Source organism: Acetobacter sp. DmW_136, from assembly GCF_008690365.1.
GTDB lineage: Bacteria > Pseudomonadota > Alphaproteobacteria > Acetobacterales > Acetobacteraceae > Acetobacter > Acetobacter oryzifermentans.
In genome coordinates this window covers 97,237-113,338 of the sequence record NZ_VHON01000016.1, presented here as the reverse complement: position 1 = coordinate 113,338, position 16,102 = coordinate 97,237, and the positions used below count along the sequence as shown (strand labels likewise).

At 47.0% G+C, this 16,102-nt stretch carries 13 protein-coding genes; 12 read left to right on the top strand and 1 reads right to left on the bottom strand.

Translation table 11 applies throughout. The features are described 5' to 3' along the window. The first annotated feature begins 378 nt into the window (after positions 1-378). Positions 379-801 carry a hypothetical protein gene (locus FKW31_RS06820; protein ID WP_150178146.1) on the top strand — a complete coding sequence of 141 codons (423 nt, stop codon included), beginning with the start codon at positions 379-381 and terminating at the stop codon, positions 799-801. Between the two features lie 367 nt (positions 802-1,168). On the opposite strand, the gene FKW31_RS06815 is transcribed toward FKW31_RS06820, so the two are convergent. Next, on the bottom strand, positions 1,169-2,125 hold the full coding sequence (locus FKW31_RS06815; protein WP_063354116.1) for an alpha/beta hydrolase: 957 nt from the start codon (positions 2,123-2,125) through the stop codon (positions 1,169-1,171). 339 nt (positions 2,126-2,464) lie between these two features. On the opposite strand from FKW31_RS06815, the gene FKW31_RS06810 reads away from it, so the two are divergent. From FKW31_RS06810 to FKW31_RS06760, 11 genes are all read left to right on the top strand, one after another. Continuing rightward, positions 2,465-2,974, top strand: coding sequence for an RNA polymerase sigma factor (locus tag FKW31_RS06810; RefSeq protein ID WP_238332764.1), 510 nt, complete (start codon positions 2,465-2,467; stop codon positions 2,972-2,974). Positions 2,975-3,111: 137 nt separating this feature from the next. Next, positions 3,112-4,068, top strand: coding sequence for a FecR domain-containing protein (locus tag FKW31_RS06805; RefSeq protein ID WP_150178145.1), 957 nt, complete (start codon positions 3,112-3,114; stop codon positions 4,066-4,068). A 423-nt stretch (positions 4,069-4,491) separates the two neighbouring features. After that, a complete protein-coding gene (locus FKW31_RS06800) occupies positions 4,492-6,873 on the top strand; it encodes a TonB-dependent receptor (RefSeq protein ID WP_238332763.1) in 2,382 nt (793 codons plus the stop codon). 122 nt (positions 6,874-6,995) lie between these two features. After that, positions 6,996-7,157, top strand: coding sequence for a hypothetical protein (locus FKW31_RS16370; protein ID WP_238332762.1), 162 nt, complete (start codon positions 6,996-6,998; stop codon positions 7,155-7,157). Between the two features lie 3 nt (positions 7,158-7,160). Then, positions 7,161-8,714, top strand: a complete 1,554-nt coding sequence (locus tag FKW31_RS06790) for a PepSY domain-containing protein (RefSeq protein ID WP_238332761.1) — start codon at positions 7,161-7,163, stop codon at positions 8,712-8,714. After that, on the top strand, positions 8,714-9,073 hold the full coding sequence (locus FKW31_RS06785) for a DUF3325 domain-containing protein (RefSeq protein WP_166443386.1): 360 nt from the start codon (positions 8,714-8,716) through the stop codon (positions 9,071-9,073). Before FKW31_RS06790 ends, FKW31_RS06785 begins: the two co-directional genes overlap by 1 nt. Positions 9,074-9,490: 417 nt before the next feature. Next, positions 9,491-12,037: a TonB-dependent receptor gene (locus tag FKW31_RS06780; protein WP_150178142.1), complete on the top strand. Its 2,547-nt coding sequence runs from the start codon at positions 9,491-9,493 to the stop codon at positions 12,035-12,037. A gap of 232 nt (positions 12,038-12,269) precedes the next feature. Then, positions 12,270-13,214, top strand: a complete 945-nt coding sequence (gene tauD, locus FKW31_RS06775; protein WP_089179051.1) for a taurine dioxygenase — start codon at positions 12,270-12,272, stop codon at positions 13,212-13,214. A gap of 31 nt (positions 13,215-13,245) precedes the next feature. Continuing rightward, a complete protein-coding gene (locus FKW31_RS06770; protein ID WP_238332759.1) occupies positions 13,246-14,529 on the top strand; it encodes a lipase family protein in 1,284 nt (427 codons plus the stop codon). Positions 14,530-14,559: 30 nt separating this feature from the next. Next, positions 14,560-15,336 (top strand): ABC transporter permease, encoded by a 777-nt coding sequence (locus tag FKW31_RS06765; protein ID WP_150178140.1) that lies wholly within the window; start codon positions 14,560-14,562, stop codon positions 15,334-15,336. Further along, positions 15,333-16,079, top strand: a complete 747-nt coding sequence (locus FKW31_RS06760; RefSeq protein ID WP_150178139.1) for an ABC transporter ATP-binding protein — start codon at positions 15,333-15,335, stop codon at positions 16,077-16,079. Before FKW31_RS06765 ends, FKW31_RS06760 begins: the two co-directional genes overlap by 4 nt. Positions 16,080-16,102 lie beyond the last annotated feature (23 nt).

Sequence of the window (16,102 nt, the reverse complement as noted above, 5' to 3'; positions counted from 1 at the left end):
CACCCAACTGGGGCAATTTTCCAAGCCTGCGGGCGTTCTGGTCAGCCGTTCTACACGCTTTTGAAAATGACCCCGAAGTGCGGGCGGGAAGAGAGATTGACCCCGACATGTAAGGACGGGGTATTTGCTAACACGGAATACAGGGATGTCTGCTTTGACGTGTTGGCTTTCCATAGAGTCCGAAGAGGTATGGTATAGAATATATATATTTTCCGGAAAGGCCACGTCATTCATGCACCAAGGAATGTCACCCTCGAGTGGAAGGGTCTGAATGTTCGTCTGGCACTTCAGAGCAGTGAGAGTTTCACGCTCGTCGATGGTGTTTCTGGTCAAAAGATGGCACGATGAGGCCACGCTTCTGCTGGAAAGACGATTTTGATGACCCGCGCTATCCTAAGCCTGATTTGCGCTGTCTGTGTAGGGGGCACCGCATACGCAGGTACCAAGCCAGAGTCTTTGGAGGAACAGTCTTACAACGGTAATACGATGTTCAACGAGGAGCTTGATGGAAAGGCGTTTCTCAATGGGCGACTGATTGTGCGCGTCGAGCGTGTTTCAAACTGTGTGTCGGCGGTCTGGACCCGCAGCGGCGGATCGTCTCTACGGCGTGACCTGCTGGAATGGGACAAAATGTTTAATGGTGATCCTTCGAACAACGACCGGTCTTACTATTTGACGTTCGTCTATGCCGACCATCGGAGCGACGATGTCGTGTCCATGCCTCTCACGGCGCATCCGGACGATTTTGAAGATACGGCTGGTGTCACCCTTCTATCATGCCAACCAAAACCAGACTTGTAACGGTTTTGTGCCGGTATGTGATTTCTTTTACGTGGCTTTGTGCCAACGCGTACGTGCGGGACGAATACCGTTAGCTTTCATCAGTCACCCCACACAATGCTCACCAACATCAAGCTCTGCTTCTCTGAGTTTTCATGGCTATCTGCGGATGGCTATGTGGATGTGCCACAGTTTAGTTTCGGGCTATGCGTCACCCATGCCTGCTGCACAGGCCATGACCAGCCTTGGTTTTCAAGCGCCACAATTCAACCATGAGAAGTCCAGTGATGAACGCCAGCGGTATGGATCCGTATTGCCTGCACATCAACTGGACTAACAGAAAGAGTGGGGCACGCATTTTTCTTTTGTAAAACAGAAAAATAAGTTTCTAGATAGAAAGTGCGCGTTTTAGAGCGGAAAAATAGGATTGTCTGAACCGTATACTTAATGGTGCATCGGGAATAAACACGTCGAACACATGATAAGCGCCCGGAATGACACAGACTTCTGTTGCCACACCCGCTGCCATCAAACGGCGTGCATATTCAAGATCTTCGTCTAGAAAAAGATCCAGAGATCCAACTCCGATATAAGCAGGCGGCAATCCCGCCAGATCTGCCGCGCGAAACGCCGATGCATATTCGGAAACGCCCGTACTTCCGGGTGCTTTGCCGAGATAAGCATTCCATGCGTAGTGATTAGCGGAACGGGTCCATATATACTGGCCCATTTCCGGAGAGGGCATGACAGTTGTTCCGGTTCTATCATCCAGCATGGGATAGATAAGTAACTGGAAAAGAACTTTCACTTCTGCCCGGTCTCGCGCCAGCAGGGCAAGGCAAGCAGTCAGACCACCACCAGCGCTGTCCCCGCCGATGACAAGGCGATTACGATCAATTTCCAGATGAGTGGACTGTTCATGAACCCACTTTAGAACGGCATAACAATCCTCTATTGCTGCTGGGTAAGGTGCCTCAGGTGCCAGACGGTAATCAACAGAGAAGATAACCAGCCCCAATTCGCTTACGAGCTGCTTGCATCGCGCATCATCTACTTCCGGCGTGCCGCTGACGATGCCACCACTATGAATATAGACCAACGCTGGCGCATTCGGATGTTCACCCGTGGGCCTATAAACCACGACCGGAACATCCGGGGCGCCAGGAGGCCCAGGTACATGATGTTCTTCAATCGTCACGTCTGGATGTTCGATGACCGGTACATTGCGAATGGCCGCGATAAACGCCTTGCGGGTGGCAGCGAGGTTCTGATCCGAAAGGCCATCAAAGGATGGCAGAACTTTCAGAGCTTCTCTGAATTCTGGAGCAACAGAGTTTTGAGACATGAAGATTTCTCCGCGTTGTTTGTCCTCACGATAGATGGCATTGCCCAGATAGGGGCATCACGTACAACTGATTGAACAAAAAGTGTTTTTGAAGGATGCTGTGATGACAAACAGTTAGTTTCTTAAAGCGGACATCGCATACAAACTCCCGATGAGTATGGAACCGCACTTTCTTGGCGTAGATGTTGCAACTGACATTCCTTTTGTTCTGGGGATAATTCTGGTTTTGCTATTCGCCCGATGGTTGCGAAGCGGAATGGTTTATGGCAATGAAACTGAGAAACAATCGCAATTCTAAATCTGATAGGCAAAGACTGAAGCCTCTGGAGGGGCCTTGCGTTGAATTCGAAACGCACATCATTGGAACTCTATCAGACCCATAGGGCTAGTCTTTTGTCTTATGCGGCACGTCTTTCGGGAGACCATACAGTCGCTGAAGATATTGTTCAGGATGTCTGGCTATTGTTCAGCCGCCAGCAAGTGGAGATGATTGCTGCGCCACTGAATTATCTCCGAACAATGGTGCGCAACCTGGTCATTACCAGAATGCGCAGGTTGGGTCGGGAAGGCACCCTTGGTACGGATTTTGAGACTGCAACAGCCGCAATTATAGACGGACAGGTATCGCCGGAAGAAAATGTGGCTTCCCGCGAAGCAATGAAACGCATTGTGGACGCAATTGCTGCCATGCCCGACCCGCGCCAGCGACAGGCGATCCACATGTATCATTTCGAAGGTATGAAACTGCGTGAAATTGCTGCTCATCTGGGCCTTTCCCTGACACGTGTCCATGGCCTTATTGAAGATGGTATGGTGATTTGCGACCGTGTCCGTAAAGAAGGGCAGTAGTGTCGCGTGAGATATCCAAGCCGATGGAAAAAAAGGTTCTCTTACGCATCTGTAAGATATAGAGGGCGTTTTGACTCTGCTTCCGTGCGTGAGATTAGAAAAGCTGTTATCATGCGTTCTGGGAGGCTTTGTTCGGCATGACAGCACGAAAAACCCCCGCCCAAGCCGCAGCCAGTTGGTATCTTTTCTTGCGAGAAGATCCAGATGATGAAAATCTGAAGTGTCAGTTTGAAGAATGGCTCGCAAGTAATCCCGCACATGTACAAGCATGGGCGGATATGAACATAACTGCGTCCGTAATGGCGGCAGTGCCTTCATCTTCTTCCGTGCCTTGTAAACCTTCTTGGTGCAAGCATATGCGCTTTTCCGCCCCAAGGCAGCTTATGGCAGGGTGTGGGATGGCATTGGCGGCAGCCTTTGCTGCGTTAACCTTTATTACGCCCGATATGCTCATGCGGTTCAGGGCGGATCATTACGCACCCATCGGTCAGACACGCAACATTTATCTGGCCGATGGAAGCGAGATTATTCTCGCGCCTCGTGCAGCCATTTCGATTACAATGAATGCTTCCGAGCGGCGGGTTCATTTGATCCAAGGGGAGGCACTGTTCAAAGTCCATCACGAGTTAGCGCGGCCTTTCCACGTTACAACTGGAGATATCACCGTAACGGATATAGGTACAACTTTTGATATCAGGGTGGATAACAACAATACAACGGTTGGCGTAAGGGAAGGGGCTGTGCATGTGACATCACGCCACTCCAAATTGATAGACCGGGATCTTTACGCAGGGGACTGGGAACAAATAACTGATGGCACTGCAAGTACAGGTAAAGCACCTGTAGCAAGTATTGGGGCTTGGAGTGCAGGCATATTGATTGCCCGTAATGAGACTATTGCAGACTTGATTGATGCTTTGCGTCCATGGACTGCAACCCGGATTATCTTGGCCGATTACAAATTATCAAACAAGCGCGTTACGGGAACATATGATCTCAACCAACCTGAAGCATCATTGCGTCTTATCGTAGATGCTTATGGTGGCAAAGTGTCATCACTGATGTCGTGGGTTGATATTATCAGCTCTCGTTAGGGTAAAAAATATTTTCAAAAAAACATAACATTATCAAAAGATTACATAACTTTTTTCCAGACTCACCTTAAAAAATTTTCGAAAGAGGGAAAAATCACGCCGCAGGAATATCTATCTAGTTGAAAGCCAATAATGCGAATGAATCGCATTATAATAACAGGACGGCCGGACAGGATGGAAAATACTGCGACGATGAGAGCCCACATAAACATTCAGCCTCTATTCTCTGCACGAAGAGCTGTAGCATCCAGTATTCCGGGAAAACATTTTTCAAAAAAACTATTTTTGAAAACAGATTATCAGCGCGTCTTACCTACTTTTACTTCCAAAGATACTGCTTTTTCATATGGCAGACGAGCAACCGTAGCGTTTCTGTCTCTCGCAACCTTTACAGCTTTAACCCCGATAGCCTGTGCACAAACTGTGGTTACAAATCCTTCTGTTGCCGCAGCTACCACTCTGCCCACAACAACATTCAATATTGCGGCTGGTTCTCTTTCAGATGCACTTGTTGCTTTCAGCACGCAGGCGCATGCTCCCCTCACTTCGCAAGCCCCAATGCTTGCGGGCAAAACAACAGGCGGATTGCAAGGGCGTTTTGCACCATCTGAAGCACTTGCACGCCTTTTGCGAGGAACCGGACTAACGTATTTGCAAAGCGGGGTGCGCGCTTACAAAATTGTTCCTGCTTCTACCGCAATCATACTGGGGCCAGTACGTGTTGCGGGGGAGGTGCAGAATATGGTTCCTTCTACTGCTATAATCGACAATCTGCCACCAACTCTTCCAGGGGGTGAAATCGCGCGAGGTGGGCAACTCGGTATGTTGGGCAACCGGGATGTGATGGACACGCCGTTTAATCAGACAAGCTACACCGAAGACTTTATTGAAAAGCGCCAGATAAGAAGTATTCGTGATGCATTAAAGGATGATCCATCTGTTAGAGCAGGGTTTGCAACGGGAACAGCAGGGGTAGAACGGCTACAGATACGTGGTTTTAATATAGATAATGTCGATATTTCCTACGGCGGTTTGTATGGAATGATGCCTTTTGGGGGCATTACATCCGAATTGGCTGAGCGGGTTGAGGTTCTTCGTGGCCCGGCGGCGCTGCTTAATGGTATGTCACCCGGTGGCGCTATTGGCGGTGTTGTTAATATTGTGCCGAAGCGCGCAAAGGATACGCCTCTTTCCAAAATTGAAGCAGATTATACCTCCAACGCGCAGTTTGGTGGTCATGCTGATGTTGGTCGGCGCTTTGGTAAGGAAAAACAGCTTGGTGTGCGTGTTAACGGCATGATCCGTTCTGGCCCAACAGCAATTCCTTATAATGACATGAAAACGGCTCTGGTTGGAGCAGGGGTTGATTTACGCCTGCACCGTGTGCGGCTTTCAACAGATTTTGGATATCAATATCGCGATATTGAAGGTGTTTTGCCATTTTTCCAGCTTGCATCAGGTATTCCTATCCCGGATGCAGGGCGGGCAAAACGCAACTTCAATCTGCCCGGCACTTACATACATGGTCAGGATCTCTTTGGTGTTTTTCGTGGAGAAGTCGATCTTTTCCGAAACTTCACGGCTTATGGCAGTGTTGGTGTGCATGATTACGATTTGAGAGGCGCATATTTTCAGCAGATTGTTGTGAATGATACTGCCGGTAATTCACGTGGCGCGACCCCGGTGGGGGTTGCACAGCATGGACGTTATCTGACCGCAGAAGTTGGTGTGCGCGGCAAAATTGATAGCGGCCCTATTACGCAGGAAGTGGCTTTTTCTGCAAACCGGCTTCATCTTGATTTTGGGCGTGCGTTTGGGGTTAATACGGGGCTTCCCGCGTATAATCTTAATATTTACAATGGAGCAGGTGCGTTTTCATCAGGTAACCAGATATCTGTTCCTAGCAGTGCAGGGCAAACAAGCTACTCAACACTGTCTAGCCTTGCGTTTGTTGACACGATTTCTGCGTTGAATAAGCGTATTCAGGTCACGGCTGGCTTGCGTGTGCAGCGCGTTCAAAGTGCCAATACAGGTTCGGATCACGTTGGAACAAAAACCGGCGTTTATGACAGAACGGCCATCAGCCCTTCGGTTCTAGCGGTTTTCAAACCTCTTAAAAATGTCTCAATTTATGGCAACTGGATTCAGGGCCTTCAGCAGGGCACAACTGTTGCCTCAAATTATGCCAATTCGGGGGAAATTTTTGCACCCTACAAATCAACCCAGTACGAAGTTGGCGTTAAAGCAGATTTAAAAAAAGTTCTTCTAACATTTGATGTTTTTCAGATATCTCAACCAAGCACGGTTACAGATATCAACACCAATACAATGTCGGTTAATGGTAACCAGCGTAATCGTGGGTTGGAACTGAATATTGCTGGAGAAATCACACATGGGTTGCGTGCCACAGGTGGGGTGACGCTTCTAGATCCCATTCTTACACATACCCAAGGTGGCACCAATAACGGCCAACGCGCAGCAAACGCATCACCTGTCAATTTTAATATGGGGCTGGATTACGATCTTCCGTTTGTAAAGGGCCTTTCGGCTACAGCCGATATTATGTACACGCATTCGGAATATATCGAAAATGGAGCGAACCGCAGAAGCATACCGGGCTGGGTAAGGCTGGATATGGGTGCGCGTTACGCAATGAAAAACCCCGCATCAAAAGACGGAAAACTTTCCTTCCTTCTGAATGTGGATAACGTAACAAATGCGCGTTATTGGAATTCTGGCGGGTATAACTACCTTTCTCTGAGCACACCAAGAACATTCCGCTTTGCCGTGATGGCTGATTTCTGATGTTCAGGTCTCGGCTTGAAGTGGTGGCACGAGTTCTTCTTGCAGTTGGAGGAGGGTATTTTGCTTCATCCTCGGCGATGGCAATTTTTTGCCTCCTCCTCGTGAGTTCAGGTGTTCCGCGGGTGGATGCGGTTACATTGGGGATCATGTTGGTTTTTGTGTTGTACCTCTGCCTTGGGCTGTGGGTTTTTGCAGCAACGGCACTGTGGCAGCCTGTTGCAGTATTCTCTGTGCTTATTGCGGCCAGTTATGGGCTGACTTCCTTTATCGGGCATGGAGGATAAGTGATGAAGCAAGATTTCCGCCGATCCATGGGGTGGCTACACACTTGGGCGGGCGTCGTGCTGGGGAGTATTCTTTTCGCAATCTTCTGGATGGGAACACTGTCGGTTTTTGATAGTGAGATTGATCTTTGGATGAAGCCGACTACACGTCTGCCTCCGGCTACCAGCACCTTGCCACTTGAGAGTTTTCGTCCATCCCTCAATAAAGCAATTTCCGCAAAAGCTGCGTTTTGGAACGTGACTCTACCGAATGACCGAGATGCAGTTATTCACACACATTATGGCACCAGACAAAAAACCATCAGTGCTGACATTGACCCAGTAACAGGCCATGAACTGCCGGATGCAGGAACATTAGGTGCAACCGAATTTATTTTTCCATTCCACTATACACTCAATCTTGGCCTCATGAACGTAGGGGAATGGTTGGTAGGGGTGGCCACTATGGCCATGCTTGCCCTATGCGTTACCGGCGTAATTATCCATCGCAAGATATTTGTGGATTTTTTTACGTTCCGACCGCGTGCCAAGCCACGGCGTATGTTGCTGGATCTTCACAATGTTACGGGCGTGCTCGGGCTGCCCTTTCATATCATTCTGGCGTTTTCCGGACTGGTTATTTTAGGCGGAACTTATTTTCCAACTGCTGTGAATACCGTTTACCCAAATGCGCGTGCTTACTTTTTTGATTCAAATGGCCTTTCATTTCTATCTGTAAAACACGGAAAACCTGGTGCACCAGTTGCTTCACTAGATGAAGCAGCAAAGCATGCCCGCGCGCTATGGGGCGGAGAGCAGCCTCATCTGGTTCTTGTCACAAACCCCGGTATGACGACGAGCCGGATTGCTTTTTTTCGGGGCAATGAAAATCAGGTGGTTATTGATAGAGATGTCATAGCGTTTGAAGGCTCAACCGGTAAATTTCTTTCCCGAGCATCACGCTTAAACCCTGTTATGCGGGTGCAGCGTTTTCTGAGTGGTGTGCATCTTATTGAGTTTCATCATTGGGTGTTACGGTGGATTTACTTCCTGCTTGGGCTGGGGAGTTGTGTGCTGATTGGAACCGGCTTTCTGTTCTGGTTGGAGGCAAGGCGAAAGCGGCAAGGTGAGCAGGTTGGTTTCCGTTTGGTAGAAGGCATAGCGGCGGGGTCTATCACCGGGATTATCCTTGCAACGTTGGCATTTTTTGTTGCCAATCGCTTGTTGCCACTGGGTACACATGTTTTTGGGTTAGAGCGTGCATCGCTTGAAGTTTGTGTTTTCTATAGCGTCTGGCTGGGGGCATGTATTCATGGCTTGCTCTGGCCGCTGCGTGTGTGGATCATACAGTGTGCTGCTATCGGTTTTCTGGCACTCTCAGCCACTATATTAAATTGGATCACAACAGGTGATCACTTGTTACGCACGTTGTCTCATTCATACCTATGGCCTGTGGGTGGAATGGATGCAGTGCTACTGGCTGGCGCCACGTTGGCTTTGCTGATGGTAGTCATTCTATCTCGGCGGTCACGAAAAAAAGCGCTCTTAACACACACTCCTGTGGTGGAGACGATGTAATGGCGGCGTTTCTGTTTTCTTTTGCTCTCGAATTAGTGCTGTTCGTGGCTTTTGCTCTGCTGGCGCTCACGCAATTCCAGCATCGCCGTGCAACTGGTGTGCCAGAACTACGCTCTCATCGTCGTAAGGCACAAATTCGAGGCGGGGCGGTGGTTCTTCTAGTTCTTACATTGGCCATTGCAGTTGGAAACGAAGGCGGTGGATTTGGCTTTCTGCTGTGGGTTGGTTTGGTATCGTTTGCAGCTTGTAATGTTGCATTTGTCTTGGGTTGGTGGCCTGGTATTTTAAGACCATTGGCGAAATTATTGTCGAACCAAAATTCTTTTTTCGAGAGAACAGAAAATCAGGTTTCAAAATAATTATTTTATTTCATCCAGGTCTAGGCATAATAAACTCTGCATCAGAGCAGAATACCTTTTGGCTCATGCATATGGTGGTTTCCCAACAGAGGCTCTTTTCGCATCAAGCGCCCTAGGCATAGGAATATTTACGCCAATCATACCCGTTCTGACGTGCATGTATAAAGGTTCGGGTTAAGTCTCTATCTCGTATAAAAATTTCTATGTCGTTGCTCATAGGAATGGCTTTTACCTTTTGGGCGAGTTGCTGCCAGCAATTAGCCCAACAGTAGACGGAATGCGCTTATAAATAACTATTTTATTTAGTAATTTATAATAAAATATCATACGAATCGTATTGACTAAAAAAATACAATGTGTCGGTTATATTGTTGGTTAATATAACAACTAAACAAAATAGTTATTTTGGAGCCATTTATGAGTGCATTCAGAAATCAGGCCTTGGTGTCTGCGGCAGATAGATCATCGTTTGATCTTCTTACACGCCGTTTTCTGTTTTGTTCTGCCGTGCTTATTTTGGCTTCATGCTGGTTGGAAAAAACGGCATCTGCACGCACAAATGCAGAAACTCAGAATGTAACAGGCGGTAAACATCGCACGCCACATGCAGCTAAGCAGCAAGGCGCGGCGCATGCCCGTAAATCCGCAGCAGTTAGCGCTGTAGAATCTGCGCATTCAGAGGCAGTGAGTGTGCATGGTGCTATCAGTACAAGTCGAAAACAAATTTTGAAACGGCAGAACGATCCTGTATCTGTTACAACAGTTACAGAAAAAGACTTGCAAACACATCAGATTACCAATCTGCCGCAGGCTACAAGCCTTTTGCCATCTGTTTCATTGCAAGTGTCTAATCCACGCAATACCGCTATAAATATTCGTGGATTAGGTAATTTTAGCTCTACTGCACAAGATGGGCTGGAAAATGGTGCTGCAGTGTATATTGATGGGGTCTATCAAACACGCCCCGGTGCAGTGCTGGGGGATATTAGTGATCTAGCAGGAATAGAAGTGCTTAAAGGGCCACAGGCTACGCGCGGTGGTATAGATAATGATAGCGGAACCATAAATATAACAACATTGGCGCCATCTTTTAAAAGACAATACACAGTAACGGGTGATTATGGCAGCTACAATACAGCTAATGTTCGTGTGCGTGCCACTGGTGCAGTAGGAAATAGTGATAAGGTTGCTTACAGCCTGTCAGGTTTTTCCATGAACCGTGATGGGTATGTTAAAAACGTTACAACCAATAGGTATTACCAAGACTATCACACTTTGGGTGCAAAAGCTCAGTTATTGGCTAAACCAACAGAAGGGCTTACAATTCGCCTTATTGGTGATTACACGCATCTACGGGAAAGTTGCTGCATCACCCCCATGACAACTACTTTAAGCAACTATTCTAATGGAGAGGCTATTTCTGGAAATTACTGGGATCGTGCAGCATATGCTGGGGCTGAGCCCGTACCCAAACATGGTGTGCGGGATATGTTGGTTAGCGGCCCTGCAAGTGGCAGCCAGGCCGTAGATCAGGAAACATATGGTGTTTCCTTGAATGTTGGTTACCAACTTCCTAATCAGTGGAAGCTTGAAAATATAGCTTCATGGCGTAACTGGTTTTGGTATCCACATAATGCTCTTTCTGATGGTGCGGGAAATACGCCGGGCTTACAGCTTTGGTCTGCGGACAATAATCAGGTTTATGAGCAGAATGCTACGGAAGAACTGCGCATTTCTTCTCCGGAAAATCGTCGTTATCAAGTAACTGGCGGCGTGTTTTATATGTATGAGGAGGTGCCAGATTATATTCATAATACGATAACAGCGCAGGGGGCCAAATATCTTGGTTACGGCTATAGCCCGGATATTTATAACGCAGCCTTAAACGGGGCAAGCCAACTTGCACATGATAACCCTGTTACAAACGAGGTTGCAGGATATGTACGTGGAAAATACAAAATCACTTCTAAACTGGAAGTAGAAGGGGGCTTTAGATACTCCTTTGTAAGTAAATCAGGCGGATATTCATCCCGCATTGTTAATTCTGCCATTCCGGCTATGGCAGCCGATGTGTTTGGGGCGCCTGTGTCTTATCATGCTACGCATCGTGAACATGAGCCGAGCGGGAGCTTGAGTGTCGTTTATCGTTTAAATGAAAACCACATGCTTTATGCCACATATAGTCGTGGTGTACGTAATGGCGGCATTAACCTGGTAAACTTGAATATTACAGAAGGTGCAAACCCAGACGTTAAACCAGAAATAAATGATATGTTTGAGTTTGGGTTAAAAAACACATTTTTGCACAAGCGCCTTTTTGTAAATGCAACAGCATTTTGGAATAATGTGCATAATTATATTACAAGTGCATCTTACTATACATCTGGCGGCACAACAATTTCTTATCTAACAAATGCCAAGCACGTTATATCTCGTGGTTTTGAGTTGGATGCGCGCGGTGTGATTATTCCTGGCTTGGAAGGAAGAATTTCAGCGTCCTACACAGATGCCTTCTATGCTTCTTTTAATAATGCAACGCATCCCTTGGAATCATCCAACATTGGTGGATTGTACAGCCTGACAGGCAACCAAGTTCCGCTGAATTCCAAATGGAATCTGTCAACAGGTTTGGAATATACTGTGCCCATCAAGAATATTGGTGGCACAAAGAACCCATTCTGGAGCAAGTTACTGTTTTATGTTGGGGCAGATTATAGATATCGGTCACAATATTATGCAGAACCTTCTGAATCTCGATACACACGTATCAAGCCATACGGCATATTGGATGCTCATGTTGGTATTCGTCCAGAATCCGGCAAATGGGATTTGAGTTTCTGGGGGCATAATATGCTGGATAAGCGGTATTTTGTAACCATGACCTCTCTATCCGCCGGAGCTGTTTTTTATGGGCAGCTCGGTGATCCAGCCATGTTTGGCGGCGAATTCACTTACAGAATGTAATATTTAAAGATACGGGTTTGCAGCATGTAAGCCCGTATTTTCCTTATATTTTAGAGCTGATGTGCCGATGCACTACTAAATACCACTAATTAAAATAGTTTAATATTGCAATAAATGTAAAAAATGATCGTGATTCAATAATAATACAGTTTGACTAAGTTTATTTAGGCGCATAACCTCGAAAATAACAACGCGTTAAAGTGGTGAAATTTACGTCATGCAGGAGGCTTCCGTGTCACTTTCTTCTCATCATCTTGATATCAGCCGTATTTCTTCTCCTATTCTTCATGGCGCAAAGCCGGGTATCGACACTGGGCAGATGAGCGTAACGCCGCTTTCGCCAGCCATTGGTGCCATTGTATCTGGTGTAAACCTTGCTCAGCCGCTTACGTCTGAAGCGGAAAACAGGTTGCGGGAATTGCTGCTAAGGCATCAGGTTCTGTTCTTCAGGAACCAGACCATAACACCGCGTGAGCAACGTGATTTTGCCCAACATTTTGGCCCGCTACATCTCCATCCTATTTATCCGACCGTTGCAGAAGCGCCTGAAATTATTGTTTTGGATACAGAGCAGAATGATCTTAAGGATAATGCGCTGTGGCATACGGATGTCACGTTTAGCCAGACACCACCTCTAGGTGCTGTATTGGCGGCACGTCATCTTCCACCTTCTGGGGGAGACACATTATGGGCAAGTGCAACTGCTGCGTATGATGCTCTTTCAGACGGAATGAAGCAGCGGCTGGAACATCTGACAGCCTTGCATGACTTTACACATTCCTTTCCACTTTCTCGCTTTGGACGGACAGAAGCGGAGAAAGAAAAATGGTTGCGTACGCGTGAGCAACTACCCCCGGTAGAACACCCCGTTATCCGTATTCATCCAGAAACCAATAAGCGGGCCATTTTTGTAAATGAAGGTTTCACCACGGAAGTGTGCGGTCTGGAAATAGAAGAAAGCGCCGCTTTACTGCGTTTTTTATTCCAACACCTCAGTAAGCCGGAGTTTAGCGTGCGTTGGACATGGCAGGAAGGGGATGTTGCTTTTTGGGATAATCGCGCCACACAGCATTATGCTGTGGATGATTATCGTCCACATCGCCGTATCATGCATCGCGCGACAATTTTGGGTGATCGTCCATTTGGCCCTGATATTACGCAACAGCAAAAACACTAATAAAAAAGGTTAGAGCGCTGTGGCTTGGCATATGAAGAAATCTACACATAAGCAGAAATATTTAGCACTGCATGCTGCGGGTATAATGGCATTTTGCGCAAATGTTCTAACAGCACCATATGCATTTTCTGCAGAACCTTTGTTGCCACAGCGGGGTGTAAGTGTGGGTGATGGAGGTGTTTCCGGTTTTTATGTGTGGCAAGGCCCATTAAATGCCGCGCCAGGTACCATCCTACGCGCAGAGCCAATGGAAAAAGGTAATCGTTTCCCTGATGCAAAAAGCCAATACCGTATTCTGTATATTTCAACAGATAGCATAACACATCATAAAGTTGCTGTTTCTGGCCAAGTTTGGCTACCAAAAGGAAAACCACCCCAGAAGGGTTGGCCGCTTTTGCTTTGGGCCCATGGTACTGTTGGTCTGGCTGACCATTGCGCAACATCATGGGGCAAAACGGGCAAGAATTTTCCGGGTTATATTGCCACGTGGTTACAGAATGGTTTTGCCGTGGCATCCAGTGATTATGCAGGTTTGGGCACTCCGGGGTTCCATTACTATCTTGTTCATACAACGGAAGCCTACAATACGTTAGATATAGCGCGTGCTGTTGTTGGAAAAAACTATCAGATCGACAACAAGATTATTATCGATGGTCAATCTCAAGGAGGAGGGGCTGCATTTTCTGCCGGGGGAGAAGCGGTAATATATGCGCCCGAGTTGCAAGTAAAAGGTACTATTGCAACAGGGCTTCCATATTTTTCGCCTCATGTGCCTTTGGGTAACTCTACGTCTCAGTCTAATACCGTAGATCCTAATATCGCATATATGTTCTATGTAGCGCGTACAGCGCAACAATTGGACCCCAGCCTAAAGGCGGAAAGTCTTTTTACGCCGCAAGCACTCTCCATTTATGCACAAGCAACCAATAGTTGCGTGGATGACCTGATAGCCAAGATTTCTGCGGCAAGCTTAACAGATGCCAATACTCTGCTGCCCGGCGCAATCCAGCGTGTTCTTGGGGTTATGATGCCGTATTATATTTACTCACATCTTAAATTATCAGCCCCATTATTTGTAGGTACTGGCTTAAAGGATCAAGATGTTAATCCGGTGGCACAGCAAGCTTTAGTACAGGATAGCTGTGCGGCTGGTACTGTGGTGGAAAACCATATTTACCCAAATAAAGCACATATTGAAACGTGGTTAGCCTCTAGCTCAGATGCCATTCACTTTGCCAATCACCTTCTGAAGGATGAAAAAATTACATCCTCATGTTTCTCGCATTCTACTCAAATAAAAATAAACCCTTCGTAAAAGATAAGAAATAAGATCAGGACACGTAAAATGTTGCGCAAAGGTCTAGGGTATTTTTCACGCTACTTTTCTCTCATACTCTTGGTGGGTATATGGCAAGGTGTCTGTTCGGCAGGGCTTATTTCTTCTCATGTTCTGGCTTCGCCCCTTGCTGTTGTGCTTACAGCGGAAACGCTTGTAAGGGATGGAACTTTACCTAAAAACCTCGTGGTTTCTTTGGTGCGAGCAGCCAGTGGCCTTTCCTTGGCTGTTATCATAGGCGTTGTTCTTGCTCTGGTTTCTGGCCTATCCCGTGTGGGGGAAGAGGTTGTTGATGGGCCTATGCAAATTTTTCGCACTTTGCCAGCCCTAGCGCTTGTACCTTTGTTTATCCTCTGGTTTGGTATTGGAGAAACCCCCAAGATTCTTCTCGTGGCGTTTGGGGCTGCTTTTCCAATTTACCTTAATTTGCATAAAGGTATTCGCGGCGTGGATGTACGCCTATTGGAAATGGGTAAAACGCTTGGTCTTTCACATTCAAAAGTGGTGCGTGACATTATTCTGCCAAGTGCATTGCCAGATTTTATAGTGGGATTGCGGTTTGCTGTTGGCATTTCATGGTTGATGTTGGTGGTGGCAGAGCAAGTAAATGCTGAAAGCGGAATTGGCCATATGATGATGGACGCAGAGGATTTTTTAAGGACAGACGTTATTCTTGTCGGGCTGGCAGTATATGGTTTTCTAGGGCTGATGTCTGATCAGATTGTTCGTTATATAGAAAGATTTTTTCTGATCTGGTCTCTAGATAAGAATAGAGAAGTATCATGAATATTATGGCACCAGCGCAAACACTTTCCACAAAAAATACAGCACCTGTGGTGCAGGTACGTGGTTTAAGCCGAAGATACGGGAAAGGCCCGGTTATTCTAGATCATCTTGATTTGGAAATAAGGGCAGGAGAGTTTATTGCACTTCTTGGCCGCAGTGGATCGGGTAAATCTACTTTATTGCGTACATTGGCTGGGTTGGATGCGGTAACAGAAGGTGCAGTCACGCGTCCAAAAGAAGTTGCTGTTGTTTTTCAGGAAAGTCGTTTGCTGCCATGGAAACGTGTTTGGCAGAATGTTTTGTTGGGTGTGGGCAAAAATGCTGTTCGTGAGGAAGATGCCCATCAAGTGCTGCAAGAAGTAGGGCTTTCTCATCGTGCAGCGGCATGGCCACTTACTCTTTCTGGGGGGGAGGCACAGCGAGCCGCTCTTGCACGCGCATTGGTGCGTCATCCAAGTTTTCTTATGCTGGATGAGCCTTTTGCCGCATTGGATGCTTTAACACGCATACGTATGCAACAACTGGTGGCCCGCTTGTGGGCAAAGCATAAAAGCGCGGTGTTATTAGTAACGCATGATGTGGATGAAGCCTTAATGTTGGCAGATCGCGTTGTGGTGTTGGAATCTGGTCGTATCCACACGGAAATATCCGTTCCGCTGGAACGCCCCAGGCGGCATGCAAACCCTGTATTTGAAGATCTTAGGCGCATTTTATTATCCGCTTTGGGCGTAACACCAGACTGAGCAAGGTAAAATAAGTAGTAATT

What these genes read in the sequence shown, in the direction of transcription:
- FKW31_RS06820 (WP_150178146.1), top strand. Translation starts at nt 379, where the DNA reads ATGACCCGCGCTATCCTAAGCCTGATTTGCGCTGTCTGTGTAGGGGGC.
- FKW31_RS06815 (WP_063354116.1), bottom strand. Translation starts at nt 2,125, where the DNA reads ATGTCTCAAAACTCTGTTGCTCCAGAATTCAGAGAAGCTCTGAAAGTT.
- FKW31_RS06805 (WP_150178145.1), top strand. Translation starts at nt 3,112, where the DNA reads ATGACAGCACGAAAAACCCCCGCCCAAGCCGCAGCCAGTTGGTATCTT.
- FKW31_RS06790 (WP_238332761.1), top strand. Translation starts at nt 7,161, where the DNA reads ATGAAGCAAGATTTCCGCCGATCCATGGGGTGGCTACACACTTGGGCG.
- FKW31_RS06785 (WP_166443386.1), top strand. Translation starts at nt 8,714, where the DNA reads ATGGCGGCGTTTCTGTTTTCTTTTGCTCTCGAATTAGTGCTGTTCGTG.
- FKW31_RS06780 (WP_150178142.1), top strand. Translation starts at nt 9,491, where the DNA reads ATGAGTGCATTCAGAAATCAGGCCTTGGTGTCTGCGGCAGATAGATCA.
- FKW31_RS06770 (WP_238332759.1), top strand. Translation starts at nt 13,246, where the DNA reads ATGAAGAAATCTACACATAAGCAGAAATATTTAGCACTGCATGCTGCG.
- FKW31_RS06765 (WP_150178140.1), top strand. Translation starts at nt 14,560, where the DNA reads ATGTTGCGCAAAGGTCTAGGGTATTTTTCACGCTACTTTTCTCTCATA.
- FKW31_RS06760 (WP_150178139.1), top strand. Translation starts at nt 15,333, where the DNA reads ATGAATATTATGGCACCAGCGCAAACACTTTCCACAAAAAATACAGCA.